General features: G+C 67.5%; 14 protein-coding genes. 8 read left to right on the top strand and 6 right to left on the bottom strand.

Annotated features, from left to right (window positions below; translation table 11 throughout):
* Nucleotides 1–24: 24 nt before the first annotated feature.
* Genes A3ES_RS50360 through A3ES_RS0142315 form a run of 3 tightly spaced genes read right to left on the bottom strand, consistent with a single transcriptional unit; the run spans nt 25 to nt 4,663 of the window.
* The gene (locus A3ES_RS50360; RefSeq protein ID WP_020392914.1) at nt 25–1,263 is read right to left on the bottom strand and encodes a right-handed parallel beta-helix repeat-containing protein; all 1,239 of its coding nucleotides are present in this window, start codon (nt 1,261–1,263) and stop codon (nt 25–27) included.
* Nucleotides 1,260–3,290: a right-handed parallel beta-helix repeat-containing protein gene (locus A3ES_RS50355; protein ID WP_020392913.1), complete on the bottom strand. Its 2,031-nt coding sequence runs from the start codon at nt 3,288–3,290 to the stop codon at nt 1,260–1,262. Before A3ES_RS50355 ends, A3ES_RS50360 begins: the two co-directional genes overlap by 4 nt.
* A complete protein-coding gene (locus tag A3ES_RS0142315) occupies nt 3,287–4,663 on the bottom strand; it encodes a glycosyltransferase (RefSeq protein ID WP_202806711.1) in 1,377 nt (458 codons plus the stop codon). Before A3ES_RS0142315 ends, A3ES_RS50355 begins: the two co-directional genes overlap by 4 nt.
* A gap of 356 nt (nt 4,664–5,019) precedes the next feature.
* Here A3ES_RS0142315 and A3ES_RS51990 point away from each other — a divergent pair, with 356 nt between their 5' ends.
* From A3ES_RS51990 to A3ES_RS0142280, 7 genes are all read left to right on the top strand, one after another.
* Nucleotides 5,020–6,099: an OmpA family protein gene (locus A3ES_RS51990; RefSeq protein ID WP_157631045.1), complete on the top strand. Its 1,080-nt coding sequence runs from the start codon at nt 5,020–5,022 to the stop codon at nt 6,097–6,099.
* A 92-nt stretch (nt 6,100–6,191) separates the two neighbouring features.
* Nucleotides 6,192–6,710 (top strand): TlpA family protein disulfide reductase, encoded by a 519-nt coding sequence (locus tag A3ES_RS0142305; protein WP_020392910.1) that lies wholly within the window; start codon nt 6,192–6,194, stop codon nt 6,708–6,710.
* 10 nt (nt 6,711–6,720) lie between these two features.
* Nucleotides 6,721–7,557 (top strand): RDD family protein, encoded by an 837-nt coding sequence (locus tag A3ES_RS51985; RefSeq protein WP_020392909.1) that lies wholly within the window; start codon nt 6,721–6,723, stop codon nt 7,555–7,557.
* A 297-nt stretch (nt 7,558–7,854) separates the two neighbouring features.
* On the top strand, nt 7,855–8,301 hold the full coding sequence (locus tag A3ES_RS53625; RefSeq protein WP_020392908.1) for a DUF4395 domain-containing protein: 447 nt from the start codon (nt 7,855–7,857) through the stop codon (nt 8,299–8,301).
* A 12-nt stretch (nt 8,302–8,313) separates the two neighbouring features.
* A complete protein-coding gene (locus A3ES_RS53620) occupies nt 8,314–9,162 on the top strand; it encodes a sulfurtransferase (RefSeq protein WP_020392907.1) in 849 nt (282 codons plus the stop codon).
* Nucleotide 9,163: 1 nt separating this feature from the next.
* A complete protein-coding gene (locus A3ES_RS0142285; protein ID WP_020392906.1) occupies nt 9,164–9,460 on the top strand; it encodes a DUF1416 domain-containing protein in 297 nt (98 codons plus the stop codon).
* A gap of 291 nt (nt 9,461–9,751) precedes the next feature.
* Nucleotides 9,752–10,978, top strand: coding sequence for a choice-of-anchor P family protein (locus A3ES_RS0142280; protein ID WP_020392905.1), 1,227 nt, complete (start codon nt 9,752–9,754; stop codon nt 10,976–10,978).
* 220 nt (nt 10,979–11,198) lie between these two features.
* On the opposite strand, the gene dtd is transcribed toward A3ES_RS0142280, so the two are convergent.
* The gene (gene dtd / locus A3ES_RS0142275) at nt 11,199–11,624 is read right to left on the bottom strand and encodes a D-aminoacyl-tRNA deacylase (protein WP_020392904.1); all 426 of its coding nucleotides are present in this window, start codon (nt 11,622–11,624) and stop codon (nt 11,199–11,201) included.
* A 93-nt stretch (nt 11,625–11,717) separates the two neighbouring features.
* Between dtd and A3ES_RS0142270 the strand changes: the two genes are divergently transcribed.
* Nucleotides 11,718–12,548: a beta-keto acid cleavage family enzyme gene (locus tag A3ES_RS0142270; RefSeq protein ID WP_020392903.1), complete on the top strand. Its 831-nt coding sequence runs from the start codon at nt 11,718–11,720 to the stop codon at nt 12,546–12,548.
* Here A3ES_RS0142270 and A3ES_RS51980 read toward each other — a convergent pair.
* Together A3ES_RS51980 and A3ES_RS0142260 are read right to left on the bottom strand one after the other, a co-directional pair.
* On the bottom strand, nt 12,485–12,937 hold the full coding sequence (locus A3ES_RS51980; RefSeq protein WP_020392902.1) for a hypothetical protein: 453 nt from the start codon (nt 12,935–12,937) through the stop codon (nt 12,485–12,487). The two genes, A3ES_RS0142270 and A3ES_RS51980, sit on opposite strands and share 64 nt — an antisense overlap.
* Entirely contained in the window at nt 12,934–13,875 is a 942-nt protein-coding gene (locus A3ES_RS0142260; RefSeq protein WP_237745203.1) for a molybdopterin-dependent oxidoreductase, read from the bottom strand. Before A3ES_RS0142260 ends, A3ES_RS51980 begins: the two co-directional genes overlap by 4 nt.
* Between the last annotated feature and the right edge of the window lie 912 nt (nt 13,876–14,787).

The raw sequence follows: 14,787 nt of genomic DNA, 5'->3' as shown, positions 1-14,787 counted from the left end.
CCATAGGTTCGCGAAACGAAACTGTCAGCGGCAGGGAATGTTGCTCAGGCCCTCGCCGGCCCCGGTGAATTTGTTGTCACAGGCAACTACGTTGGCGACGGACGGGCGCAGCGCGAAGGCCAGCCCGGGTCCGTCGACGGTCGCGACGTTGCCGGTGAACAGATTGTGGTCGCCCCAGTTCTTCAGGATCTGGTGGGTCTGGAAGCCGTCCTTGCTCGACTTCACTCCGCTGTTGCCCTTGATCAGCCAGTTGTTGCCCTTGACATCCACCCAGGAGTCGGCGCCGGTCAGCGCCGATCCGTCGAAGGTGTTCCCCTCCAGTAACCCTCCGGTGGTGCCTTCCTTGATGTCGATCGCCTCCGAGGTGGTCTGCGACATCTTGTTGCCCTTAACAACATTTCGGTCACTGCGGTCCGGCTGGCAGTCGTTCACCGTGCACCAGTTGCTGACCGCGGAGCCGATGTAGACGCCTTCGCCGAACTTGTCCCGCCGCAACCCCGTCTTGTAGATGGTGTTGTTCAGTACGACGTTGTCGGTGCTGTTCGCGCGCAGGTGGATCGCCTCGTCGCCGATGTCGTGCACGGTCAGACCCTGCACGACCGACCCGGCGGTGCTGTCGGCCATCACGCCCTTCTGGCCGTTCGTGACGGTGAACCCCACCAGCCGCCAGTACTTCGCCTTGTTCAGATGCAGGACGTACCCGCCCTTGATGTTGTCGCCGTCCAGTACTGCGCCCGCGCCGCCGCACAGCCAGATCGGCTGCTCCGCGGTGCCCGACGCCGCGGTGACGAACTTCCCGGTGTACTTGCCGTCCCCGAGAGCGATGCTGGCTCCCGGGGTGGCCTTGGCCAGTGCGTCTTCCAAGCCCTTGGTGTCCGTCACGGTGACAGTCGCCTCGGGGCAGGTGACGGCCGCCGAGTTCGGCAGCGGGCCTTGCCCGGCGGCGGGCGCGTTGGCGAGCAGTGGTGCTTCGGCGGGCTTGCGCTTGTCCTTGCCCTCTTCCTCATCCGACCCGTCCGGCGATTGCGTCTCGGTCGGGTCCGTCGTACTGGGTGTCCCGGCGGGATCGTCGGTGATCGTCGGGATGCTGGGTGCCGGCGGCACGGACGGGATCGACGGACCGGCGGTGGGCAGTGGTTCGGGGTCATCCGGCCAGGCGGCGGCCACGATGCCACCGCCGACCAGCAGTACCGCCGCGGCCGCGCTTGCGGCGATGATCAGTTCGCGCCGGGTCAGTGAGGGCAGCCAGGTCGGCCGGATCATCTGGCTCCCAAGTGGTCGTTGGACACCGGGACCGCCGAGGCGGATACGGTCCGCCCGTCGGAGACCGGCGCCTTGTCAGCGTACGGATGGACGATGCGGCGGACCCGGCGGGAGCCGCGGGCCGCGGTGAAGATCAGCAGAGCGGCCAGACACAGCCACATCGCCGTCAGCGGCTGCAGGAACCGCTTCAGCGTAACGACGAACGGCGTCGTGTCGTGCCAGTGGTCCTCGTCGTTCTTCCAGCGGTGCATGTTGACGTCCGAAGCGCGCTTGGTGTCGATCGCGCTCGGGCCGCGGCCGCTGATGGTGTTCTCGGTGACCTTGGTCGCGTTCACCGCGCCGACCAGCGAGATCGCGTGCGCGTCGGCGTCCGACAACGTGTTGCGCTGGATCGTGGCGGCCGAGTCGCGGACGTACACGCTGGTGTTGCCGCCGCTGACGATGTTGCCGGTCACCACGGACTTGTTGACGCCGTCGCGGATCGCGATGCCCTGCCGGATCGGTTCGGTGACCCGGTTGCCGACCACCGACACGTCCTGGGCGCCACCGCGGACCACGACGCCCATGTCGTTGCCCTGCAGGTCGTTCGCGTTGACACCGATGTTGGTGCCGCCGATCACCTCGACGCCGTACCGGGCGTTGTCGACCAGTTTGCTGTTGGACACGGTGTTGTTGCCGTAGCTGCCCAGGCTGGACCCAGTCGCGCTCGGGCCGTCGGCCAGCGGCAGGCCGGACATGGTCAGCCCGTTGCGGTGGTTGCGGTTGGCCTCGACCTCGGACAGCACGATGCCGGTCGTCGCCCGGGAGAGCACGAACCCGTCGCCGGCGTTGCCGTCCGCACTAGTGGAGTCGACTACCGCGTTGGTGACGTAGCGGTGCATCACCAGGCCGTCGACCAGGCTGTCGTCGAACTTGCTGTCCCGGATGTCGAGTCCGTTGGCGCTGGCCGCGAACAGGCCGAACGCGTTCCGCTTGACCACCGTGTTCTGGATCAGCGCGGACACATAGCTGTACTCCGGGTCCGCGATGTCCACCTCGGGCAGCGGCAACTTGCCGGCCGGGAGCACTTGGCTGAGGCTGTTCTTGCCCGCGTTGAGGTCGACTCCTCCGCTCTCCGGCTTCTTCGCGCCCTTCGCCGCCTCACGTTCCTTGGTGGCCCGCTTGCCGACCCGCATCGTCTCGCCGAGCTTGTCCAGCGAGCCGCTGTTCGGGCGGTCCGTACCGGTCAGCGAGAGACCGCCGGTCCGGCCGCTCCAGAAGCCGAGGTCGGACAGTTCGGCGTACCGGAAGCGGACCTGGCCGCCGAGCGAGCGGATGTACGAGCGGCCGTCGTTGGTCAGGGTGTCCGCGCCGTCGGTGTCGCGGTTCCAGCTGGAGATCTTGACCGGCCGGCCGTTGGCGCCCTGGACGTTCAGCACGCCGCCATAGTTGACGATCGAGACGAAGCCGTTCTGGTCACTGGCCAGGCGCAGGGTGAGGCCGCCCGACGACGCCAGGTTCAGCGTCGCGCCGTTCTGGATCACGATGTGCTCGGACAGCAGGTAGCCGCCGTCCGGCTGCCGGATGAAGGTCTGCGGCGCCAGCCCGAGCAGGTCCTTGATCGTGTAGACCTCCCGCCGCGGTGTCAGCACCAGCGTGTACGCCGATCCGGTGGCGATCCGGTACGGCGAATTGAGTGACGTCTTGCTCCACCGGGCGAGCGAGTCGACCGTGCGCACCTCGACCAGCCGGCGATCCTCGTCGGCGACGTACGCCGCTTCGGCCTCCGGATCGCCGGGGTACGGGAGCCGGTCGATCGTCTTGTCGTCCTTCGCCTCGCCGGCCACGGTCGGCTGGGTCGCGTCAGGCGGTTGCGGCGTCGGCTTGCTGCCCGGCTTGACGGCGCTGGGTGTCGTCTTCGGGGTCGGCGTCGGCGACGCATCCGGCGACCCGGAGGCAGACTGCATCCAGGCCAGACCGATGCCTCCGAGCAGGCCAACGACGATGACCGCACGCAAGAGCTTGCGGCGCTTCTGGGGTGCGCTCATGAGGCGGGCTCCGTCTGCAGCTCAGCGGCGTGCTTGGGGTGGCTGGCCTCGTTGTGCAGCCCGGCCGGTTGCAGGTGGGGTGTGGCCGTCTGGTTAGGTCGGACCAGCGAGGCCGCGTCCTGGCCCTCGCCGCCGACCATGTTCTCGGAGCGGGTCAGCCAGCCCTGCTTGTTCATCGTCAGGAACGCGTACAGCTTGATCGGCAGCGCGATCAGGATGACGGTGACGGCGACCAGCGGCAGGATCAGGATGTCGCCCGGATGTCTGCGCAGGTGGGAGATGCCGCGGATGCCGCGGGCGATCGTCAGCCAGACGGCGGCCAGGGTGAAGCTCTGCCACGTCCAGTCCAGCCGGCTGAACACCATGTAGCCGATGGTGATGCCCATCGTCACCGGCGTCAGGAGGATCTGCAGCACTGTCACCTTGGTGACCAGCGGCACCCGCCATAGCCAGCCCTTCCAGACGGCGGTCAGGTAGCAGCGGTAGGAGTTGCGGCTCCAGCGGATCCGCTGCTTGGCGAAGGCCCGGAAGGTCGCCGGGAACATCGACACCGCGCGGGCCGACGACTGGTGCACTGTCTTATAGCCGGAGGCGAGCACCAGCCAGGTGAGCCGGCCGTCGTCGCCGGCGATGCAGCGCCGGCCGAGGAAGAACTCGTTCTCCAGGTTCTCCAGTACCGGCAGTACGACGCTGCGCCGGTACGCGCCGGTCCGGCCCGAGACGCAGGCGACCGCGCCGGCCCGGCCCATCGCGGGCACGTAGTCGTAGTACCGGAGATTGACCAGCCAGTCGGCGATCCGGCGCCAGACGCTGGTGGAGCGCTCGTGCACGTTCTGCTGGGTGCTGACCGCGCCGACCTCAGGATCGATGAAGGGGTGCTGCACCGCCTTCAGCAGCCCGCGCTCCCAGCTGGTGTCGGAGTCGACCAGGACGAGGATCTCCGAGGAGGCGGCGCGGATCCCGACGCCGAGTGCGGACCGCTTGCCGGCGTGCTTGAACAGGATCGGGTTGATCCGTGGGTCGTCCAGGGCGACCAGCCGCTCGTAGGCCTCGATGTCCGCGAGGTCCAGCACGATGATGATCTCGTCCGGGTTCTGGTGCCGCCAGGTCTCCAGGCAGCGCATCAGAATATCCGGATCTTCGTGGAAAGAAGGAACCACCACCGAAGTGGTGGTGGTGAAGTCGTTCTCGATCGGCCGGGCCAGTCTGGATAAAAAGAAGCGATACAGCCAGAGCGCCCAGACGACAATTCCGGCGACCGCCAGGGGAACGAGATTCCGCCATTGCGAAAGGTCGTCCATCGACAAGGAGAAATTGCTGATGCTGTCCCAGATACCGGAAAGGCTCAGCCGGCTCATGGGCGTACTCGCCACAATCATTCCTACCCCCCACCGCGCGCAGCGGTCGATTTTCACCCGGCTCCACCCACCCCTGGGTCGGATGACCCCGCGGCCGAGCCTCGCGTCGGCCGTCATGCTGCGGACGGTCGCCTACCCCGCTCGCAGTCTCCGTCGAAAATAGTCGCCCCCGCCGCCGCAGTCAACGCGTACGGCCCGCCTTGAAACTAGCCGGAGAACCCGAGTTGTGGCACTGGCTCAGGGATCGTTCATACAAGATTAATCGGTGGGTAACACTTGTCGCCGCGGCATTTCCGCCGGTTCGCCCGGCATGCAAGACTTGCCCAATGCGAAATTGGTCACGGCTGGTGAGGAGTTGTTTACTCGCGATTGTGGTGGCCAGTGCGCTGGTGGCTTGCAGCGATGGCGAAAATCCGTCCTCGGGCGGTTCGGTCCCACCGTCCGGGCAACCGTCGGCGACCACCCCGGCAACTCCCGGCACGCCGTCCTCCACCAGTACTACGCCCGCGCCGGACCCGGAGTGCGCCCCGGGCCCCGGCCGGACCGTGAAGCAACTGCCCGCGCTCACCGTCGCGGAGGTGGTGGTCCCGCCGCTGACCTACGGCGACAAGTCAACGGGGGAACAGAAGACCGCGATCGATGGGTTCACCGTCCCGGCGCAGACGATCGATGCCGGCTGCGTGATCCAGTACGACGCTCCCGGTGGCTGCCTGGGCGCGGTCAAGATCACCGGGGCGACGATCCCGCCGGTGACGATCCCGGGCAGCGTGCTGGCCGGCGGCCGGAAGAACTTCCCCGCCGTGACCGTGGCCGGAGCGGTCGCGCCCGCCGTGACCTCGCCGCAGATCTGTCAGGTCAAGACCGGCGGCGTCTTGCCCACCGTCACCCGCAAGGGCGTAGTACGGCGTGGAGTGGCGCGTAATGGTGCCGCCCGGCCCGGTGGTTTCGTGAAAGGCGACGGGGATCTTCCGGACCTGCGGATCGAGACGGTGAAGGTGCCCGAGGTCCGGTTGCCCGATGTGGACGTCGACCCTGCCCGGCTGGAGTCACGCAAGCTGCCCGGCCAGGAGAAGGTCGAGGTGTTCACCGGCGAGGGCAAGATCTCGTACGTCGCTCCCGGGGACGTGCTCTTCGACACCGATCAGGCCACGATCCGGCCGGATGCGGCCAAGGCGCTGCATGCCATCGCGCTGAAGATCAAGGCCGGCGCCCCGAACGCCAAGCTCCGGGTCGAGGGCCACACCGACGATCGCGGCGACGCGACGTACGGGCTGCGGTTGTCCGAGCGGCGGGCCCAGGCGGTCGCTCTCTATCTGATCCGGACCGAACATTTCGCCGCGTCGCTGATCACCACCAAAGGCTTCGGCGAGACGGCTCCGGCCGTTCCCAACAGCTCCGACGCCAACCGGCAGAAAAACCGCCGAGTGGTCATCACGGTGGCCTCCCGCTGACGCTTCGCCGGTAAAAGGTTTGCGCTTTCTTCGGTGTCCAAGTGGTGAACGACCGTTTGAGCTGCAATAGCGCCGACGTACTCTGGATTATCATGAGCCCTGGGATCATCGTGCTGGTCAGTGCCGTCGTCATCGGCGTCGCGCTGAGCGTGCTCAAGTCCCGTTTCGACGGGCGTTTCCGGGGCACCCGCGCCGTACGGCGCAGTGGTGAGAAGGAAGCAGTGGAAGCCACCTCAACCACCGCGGACCGGATCGTGGCCGCGGATCTAGGCACCGAGCTCGGCGACCGGGCAACCATGCTGCAGTTCTCGTCGGCCTTCTGCGCGCCCTGCCGGGCCACCCGGCGGACGCTGGCCGAGGTCGAGGCGATGGTCGAGGGTGTGCGGCACATCGAACTGGACGCAGAATCCCGCCTGGAGCTGGTCCGCCGGCTCGACATCATGCGGACGCCGACGGTGCTGGTGCTCGACGCCACCGGCGCGATCGTGACCCGCGCCAGTGGCCAGCCCCGCAAGGCGGACGTCATCGCAGCCCTGGGCGTAGCCGTCGACGCGGCCAGCCCTGCCGACAGGCAGCTGCCCCGGATGGCGGAATGGCCTACCCATACGTGATGCTTTGGCGATGAGCTTCCCCGCCGGCTGGTACGACGATCCGCAGGACCCGACCCAGCAGAGGTACTGGGACGGTGGCTTCTGGACCGACTACCGCCGTCCCCGCGAGGGCCCGCCGCCGTACCCGCACCAGTACGGTCAGCCCGCCGCGCAGCAGGGGCAGCAAACCTTCGTACAAGGGCAGCAGGGCTTCGGGCCCGGGCTCGGGCAACCGGGGATGGGCCGGGAGGGGTACGGGCCGCAGCCCGCCCATCAGCAGCAGGGCTTCGGCTACGGTCCGCGCGTGCCGGCGACGCCGGACGGGCAGCCGCTGGCCGGTTGGTGGAAGCGGGTGCTCGCACGCATCCTCGATGGCTTGGTGCTGTTCTTCATCACCATGCCGTTCGCCGGCTATTTCTACTGGCAGGCGATCAAGATCATGTTCGACACACTGCAGGACGACTTCGACGCGGCGTCCAGGGGCGCTGAGCCGCCGCCGATCAGCACCGAACTCCCGCCCGGGATGTACAAGTGGCTGATCCCGGTAGCGGTGATCTCGCTGATCATCTCGTTCCTGTACGAGTACCTGATGCTGACCCGCAAGGGCGCGACCCTCGGCAAGATGGCGGTCGGCATCAGCGTCCGGCTACGGGAGGTGCCCGGTCCGCCGCCCGGCCTTGCCGTCGCCAAGCGGTTCGGCGTCGACTACGGGTTCCAGCTGCTCGGCTGGATCCCGGTGGTCGGTGCCCTGTTCAGCTTCCTCGGCCTGATCAACTACCTCTGGCCGCTGTGGGACGACAAGAAGCAGGCCCTGCACGACAAGGTCGCCGCGACGAATGTGGTCGTCGGCCCGCAGACTCGCCGCTGAACCCAGGCGGTCGTTCCAGGCGGCGTCGTCCGGAATGTGATCAGTTGTCTCACGAAGTGGGACAAAGGCACGTCCCGGCGCGAGCCTTCCGTACTCTCGGTGCCGTGGCTTACACGACATGGCTGACCAAGCGCAGGGCAGTGGACAACTGCCGCATGCGCTCGTCCCTGTGTCGTCCCCACTGACCAGGCGGCGTCCAGAGCGCTCCGGAACCGGTAGCTGAGCACGGTTCCCAGTACGTCGCCTCCCGCGGTTCCGGGCGGGCATGGCTCGATCCACCTCCTTCCGGGAGTCGTCATGTCCAGCAAGACGGCACAACCCCAGGTCGACCCCCGCGGACTCCGGTTCGCGGCAGCGCTGACGACGGTCGTCCTCGCTCTGACCCTGGTGCTGAACAGCCCGTGGCCGCTGGCGGTGCAAGCCGTCGTGTTCGCGATCTCGGTCGTGTTCGGCATCCAGGCTTCGCCGTACGGGCTGCTGTTCAAGCGGCTGGTCCGGCCACGGTTGGGTCCGCCGAAGGAGCTGGAGGACGCGGCACCGCCGCGGTTCGCGCAACTGGTCGGGCTCGCCTTCGCCGTCCTCGGCCTGATCGGCTATCTGGCCGGCGTCGAGGTGCTCGGCGTGGTCGCCACCGGTTTCGCCCTGGTCGCGGCGTTCGTGAACGCCGCCGCCGGGCTGTGCCTCGGCTGCGAGGCCTATCTACTGATCCACCGCATTCGTACGCCAACCGCTACTACCACTTGAGGAGCAGCATCCATGAGCAGGGAATCCGCTCTCGTCTCGGCCGACTGGGTCGAGGAGCACAAGACCGACGAGAACGTCGTCCTGATCGAGGTCGACGAGGACGTCTCGGCGTACGACGCCGGCCACATCGCCGGAGCGATCAAGCTGGACTGGAGGGCCGACCTCCAGGACCAGGTCCGGCGCGACTTCGTCAACCAGGAGCAGTTCTCCGCGCTGCTGTCCGGGCGGGGCGTGAAGAACGACGACACCGTCGTGCTCTACGGCGGCAACAACAACTGGTTCGCGGCGTACGCGTACTGGTACTTCAAGCTCTACGGCCACGGTGACGTCCGCCTGCTCGACGGCGGCCGCAAGCGCTGGGAGCTGGACAGCCGCGAGCTGACCGACGACGCGGTCAAGCGCGACGCCACGGCGTACAGCGCCAAGGAGCCGGACCTGAACATCCGCGCCTTCCGCGACGAGGTCAAGGACGCGATCGGCGTCAAGAACCTGGTCGACGTGCGCAGCCCCGACGAGTACGCCGGCCGGCTGCTGGCCCCGGCGCACCTGCCGCAGGAGCAGGCGCAGCGCGCGGGTCACATCCCGACCGCGGCGAGCATCCCGTGGAGCAAGGCGGCCAACGACGACGGCACCTTCCGTGCCGACGACGAGCTGAAGACCCTGTACGCCGACGCCGGGGTGGACTTCGGCAAGGACACCATCGCGTACTGCCGGATCGGCGAGCGCTCGGCGCACACCTGGTTCGTGCTGCACGAGATCCTCGGCCAGGCCAACGTCAAGAACTACGACGGTTCGTGGACCGAGTGGGGTTCGCTGGTCGGCGTACCGGTCGCGCTCGGCGACGAGCCAGGGGAGGCCTGACATGTGCGGTGCGAAGAAGGGCGGCCTGGACCTCAAGGGCGTCGACATCGACAAGGAAGCCGTGATCCAGGGCCAGGTACTGCGCGGCGACGAGCCGGTCGGCGGCGCCTACGTGCGGCTGCTCGACTCCTCCGGTGAGTTCACCGCCGAGGTACCGACCTCCGCGACCGGGCATTTCCGCTTCTTCGCGGCGCCCGGCAGCTGGACGCTGCGCACGCTGGCCCCGAAGGCCGACCCGGTCGACCACCAGGTGGTCGCCCAGTACGGCGAGGTGGCCGAGGTGTCCGTCGCCGTCTGACCCTGTATCTTGCTGTCCCCGAAGGGCCCGGAGCTTGCGCGACGGGCCCTTCGGCCTGTCCCCGATCCGCCTGTGTGGACAGGGGATTTCGTTGCTCTGTCAGTGAGTTCGGGTGGCCTGGATCTCATCGGGCCGGGTTACGCACAAGACCTCGTTTCTCACGGCCCGGTCGGTTTGGTAACGGTTTGATCTCGGAGCGCTCTCAACTCGTTACCTACCGCAACCGCCTGAGTTGTGTCTGTGTCCTGGCCCGCTCACTAGGGCCACGTCATCACTCAGGGAGGAGGGGTCATGAGACCCCGCATCGGATACAAGAAGCTCGCTGCCGTCGGAGTTGCGGCGGTTGTCGGCGTAGCTTCGACGATCGCGCTGACCTCGGGTTCGGCGTCCGCCGCGCCGGTGTTTGGCTACAGCGGTTACGCGTTCGGGACCGACGTTCAGGCCGGCATCGTGGGCAGTGGCCCGACGGTCGTCAGCCAGTTCAGCTGCACCACGCAGCCGAACTCGTCGGACCGCAACGATCTGGCCACCGCGAACGTGAACAACAAAGCGATCGCGCAGACCGTCACCACCGGCACGCACTCGTTCAACGACGCGCGCGGCAACGGCGTGACCAGCAACGCGACCGCGGCCGACATCCGCGTCGGTGGGCTGGTGCACCTGGTCGGTGCCAAGACCACCACCACGTCGGTCTACAAGAACGGCCAGCTGTCCTACAGCGGCAACACCACCTTCGCCGCGGTTCGGATCGGCGGCGTCAACGTCCCGTCGCTGCTGAAGCCGAGCCCGAACTTCAAGGTCGCCATCCCGGGCCTGGGCTACATGGTGCTGAACCGTGTCGGTGGCGTGAAGACCAGCGCCGGCATCTACTCGTACTCGCAGGCCGTCGTGCTGCACGCGACCGTGAAGAACCGCTACATCCCTGAGGGCATCGACGTCGTTGTCCTGAAGACCCGCGCGGAGATCACCAAGCCGGCTACCGCCATGGTGATCGGTGACGCTTACGGCTCGACCGTCCGGGTCGGCAACCTGGTCAAGTCCGGCAAGACCGCCTACCAGGCCACCTGCCAGGGCACGGAAGGCAAGACGATCCGCAACGCGACCGGTGAGGTCGTCGTCCCGAAGGTCGCCTACGTGGGTGCTGTCTTCACCACGAAGAACGGCTACATGGGAGCCGAGAAGTCGGCCGTCAAGTTCACCTCGCACATCGCGGGTGTGAAGGTCGGCAACCTGCAGATCGGTGCGATCGAGTCCTCCGCGTCCGCGTGGAAGACCAAGGACGGCAAGGTCGGCCTGAACTCCACCTCGAGCGTCGCCTCGGTCAAGGTCGGCAACAAGACCTACGCGGTCGCGACCGGCCCGAACGCAACCCTGGACATCCCCGGCGTCGCCAAGCTGACCTTCAACCAGGTCGTGCGTCAGAGCCGGTACGTGTCCGTCAACGCCCTGGTGATCGACGTTTACAGCCTGGACTCCAAGGTTGTTCTCGGCCACTCGGCCGCCGGTGTGATCGGCTGATCCAGCCACCACACCCTCACCTCGCTGAGCCGAACCTCACCGATTCAGCCAGGTAGCTCCAGGACCCCCGGGTCCGGATCCTCGTGATCCGGCACCGGGGGTCCTGTCTTCGCTACCCACCTGATCATTCGCCCCCTTTCACCCTCGTCGCCCTGCCCACAGCACCGGACAGTCCGCGGGGAGGGCGAAAGGGGCGAATGGTCAGGTGGCTGCTGGGTGGTCAGGCGTCGAGGATCAGGGTGACTGGGCCGTCGTTGGTGAGGGCGACCTGCATGTCGGCTCCGAAGCGACCACGCTCGACCTTGGCGCCCAGGGCTTCCAGTGCTGCGCAGAAGGCCTCGTACAGGGGTTCCGAGACGGGGCCGGGCGCGGCGGCGCTCCAGGAAGGGCGGCGGCCCTTGCGAGTGTCGGCGTACAGGGTGAACTGGCTGATGGCGAGGATCGGGGCCTGCTCGTCAGCGCAGGAACGTTCGTCGCGGAGGATCCGCAGCGTCCAGATCTTCGCGGCCAGGCTGGCTGCCTTCTCGGCGGTGTCGTCGTGGGTGATGCCCAGCAGGACCATCAGCCCCGGCCCCTCGATCGCCCCGACCACCTCATCGCCGACCGACACCGACGCCTGGCTCACGCGCTGCACGACTGCTCTCATGAATCCATCCTCTCAGGCGGGATATCGTCCGGTAATCGAGTCCCGGGACCGGTAAATGTCCCGTTCCGGGCGCCGATCTGGCACGATTCGTCCATGACGTCGACGTTGATCACCGTTGCTCCCACCGGCGCCGAGACCGCGAAGGCGGACTGTCCGGCGCTGCCCACTACGCTCGAGGAGCTGGTGGAGACCGCGAAGCGCTGCGAGGCCGCCGGGGCCGCGATGATCCACCTGCACCTCCGCGACGCCGAGCACAGGCCGACGCTGGACCTCGGCCGGCTGACCGACGCCGTGACCGCGATCCGGGAGAACACGGCCCTCATCGTGCAGCTGTCCACCGGTGGCGCCGTGACGGACCCGTTCGACCACCGGCTGCGCGTGCTGGACGCCGCTCCGGACTCCTGCTCGCTGACGATGGGCACGGTCAACTTCGGCGATGACGTGTTCATGAACCCCTGGCCGTTCGTCACCGAGCTCTACCAGCTCAGCCAGGAGCGCGAGGTCGTACCGGAGTTCGAGCTGTTCGACCTCGGCCACGTCGCCGCGCTGAACCGGCTGCTCGACAAGTTTGGCCTGCCGTACGGCGGCAAGGTGCACTGCGACCTGGTGATGGGCGTCCCGGGTGGCATGCCCGGTACTACGGACGCACTGGTTGCCGCGGTCAACGGTCTTCCCGCGGGCGTGACGTCCTGGTCGGCCACCGGCGTCGGCCGTACGACGCTCCCGGTGGCGCTGGCCGCGTTGTCGAAGGGCGGTCACCTCCGGGTCGGGATGGAGGACACCCTCACCCTGGCCAAGGGACAGCCGGTGACCCACAACGCCGAGCTGGTCGAGCGCGCGGCGACTCTCGCGACACTGGCTCAGCGCCCGCCGATGTCACCCGACGAGGCTCGCGATCTGCTGAACGTCAAGCGCCGCCGCTGAAGGACTGTTACCAGTACGCCGACCGCCACGATCGTGGCCTCTAGCAACAACCAGTCGCGGAGGTAGTCGCGCGATAGTACGGTCGGGTTGACGCCCTTGCCTTGTCTGATGAGCAAGGGGATCGCGATCAGCGTGGTCAGTCCGCAGTACAGGAGTGTCGTGCGGATTGTGGTCACGGTGCGGTGATGGTCCGGGCGGGTCGACCAGTTGGTGAGTAGCCAGCCGGCTGCGAGGGTCAGGGGTATCAGCAGGAAGTCATCGACCAGGACGGCGCCGCCGAGCCAGAGCGGCAGGCGGATCAGGGCGTCCAGGCTCAATGCCTGCAGCAACAACCGCAGGCCCCATAGTCCGAAGCCGATGCCTAGGGCACCTAATCCTTTGCGGATCATGACAGTACTTCCAGTCGGTGGACCCATTTGGTTTGCAGGACGCCGGGGCGGTTGGGTGCGATGAGACGGGCGGGGAAGCCGTGGTCCAGGTCGAGTTCGGTGCCGTTCAGGCGGAGTGCCAGCAGGGTGAGTGGGTCTTCGGCGAATTGTGGTGGCAGCTCGCTGGTGGCGTAGAAGCCGCCCTTCTCCATCGAGACCACACGCAGGCGTGAACCTGCTGGTGCGCCGCAGAGCTTCAGCAGGTCGTGGATCCGGATGCCTTCCCATCGGGCGCCCTGGCTCCAGCCTTCGACGCAGGCGATCGGCAAGTCCGACCGGCTCTGCGGCAAGGCGCGCAGTTGGTCGAGTGAGTAGGAGAGCTCCGATGGGCCTTTGATGGTGAGGCGCCAGTCATCCTTGACCTGGATTCCTGCGTCTTTTGCCGTCCGGTTCACCGGGAGGCCTTGTGGGCCGATGTTGGGTTTGCGTGGTGCCAGTACCGCGATTGGGCCGAGGGTGGGCACCGACTGGCCGATGGACGCGATGCCCACGAGTGCGCCCGCACCTGCGACCGTACGGAACAGGCCGCGCCGGCTCAGCCCGGTGATTGCTGGCGGCAACGAATCGGCGGGGCGCGGTACCGGCGTACGGTCGGCTGGGGTTCGGCGCCAGTTCGCCGTGATGAGCGGGAGTTTCACGGCTAGGTGGAGCAGCAGGGATCCGACGATGATCCACGCGAGCGCGTAGTGGGTCTCCTTGAACGGGAACGGCCAGGGATACCACTGCAGGGTGTTGAGGAATCCGATGAACAGCTCGAGTGCCAGCGCGGAGACCAGGACGAGGATCGACGCGCGTTCGAGGACGGCGCCGAGGGCTTTCCTGCTCGGCGGCCAGGGCAGCTTGGCGAACAGCTTCGGATAGACGGTCCAGAGCTTCGCCAACAGGAGCGGAACCGACACGATCCCACTGAGCACATGCAGCCCCTGCGTCACGCGGTACAGGGAGGCGGGTCGACTTGGGATCACAAGCCACCCCGGCGTCACCTGCTGGAAATGGCTGAACAGCCCGGTCAAGAAGCAAACCGAAACGGCCACCCCCAACCAGCGCCCGATCACGGTCGCAACCCGAACATGATGCAACGGCGACGAAAACGCTTCCTCCGTTGGCTTTGGCAGCTTCATGTCCCCATCACAACCCAGATTCCCCACCCCGGAACCCCTTCCCCGCTTAACGCTCACGAACGCCGGAGCCCACCCCTTACGGCTCCCGAACACTCGCCCACCACACCGCCCATCCGCACCCGCTCCTGCCACTCGCCCACCCGTACGCCGCACCGGCCCCTGCGCTCGCCCACCCGTACGCCGCACCGGCNCCTACCCCGCCCGCCGCCCCCAATTTCGGCGGTCAACCGCCGACCTTGCGGGTTGTCACCCCGGATTCCGGGCTGACAACCCACCACTTGAGCGGTTCACCACCGAAGTGTGGGGGCGGGCCGGACGGCCAGCACTGTCGAACCTCACGAGCAAGCGCTTCCCCCCGGCGTGTCGAGACGCTGGACCCGGGTTGGGTAGTGGTGGCGGTCCGCGGCCCTCCGCTCTCGGTGGCCCGCTCCCGCGTCTCCGGCGTCTGGACCGACCGGCGGCGGGGTTCGCCTCGGCGTGGGAGTGGAGTTGCGGCAGTTGGAGTACTTCGTGGCGGTGGCACCTCGCTTGCTCGAGCCCGGTACGCCGGCCGACCTCGCCTGCCGTCCCAGCCTTGCTCGCCCCCGTCCGCCGCACCGGCACGGGCTCGCCTGACCGACTCCGTGCGTACCGGCACGGGCTCGCCTGACCGACTCCGTGCGTACCGGCACGGGCTCGCCTGACCGACTC

The sequence above is a fragment of the Kribbella catacumbae DSM 19601 genome (genome assembly GCF_000372465.1).
GTDB lineage: Bacteria > Actinomycetota > Actinomycetes > Propionibacteriales > Kribbellaceae > Kribbella > Kribbella catacumbae.
The sequence above is the reverse complement of the archived record's forward strand: the minus strand, read 5'-3'. Positions and strand labels throughout refer to the sequence as shown.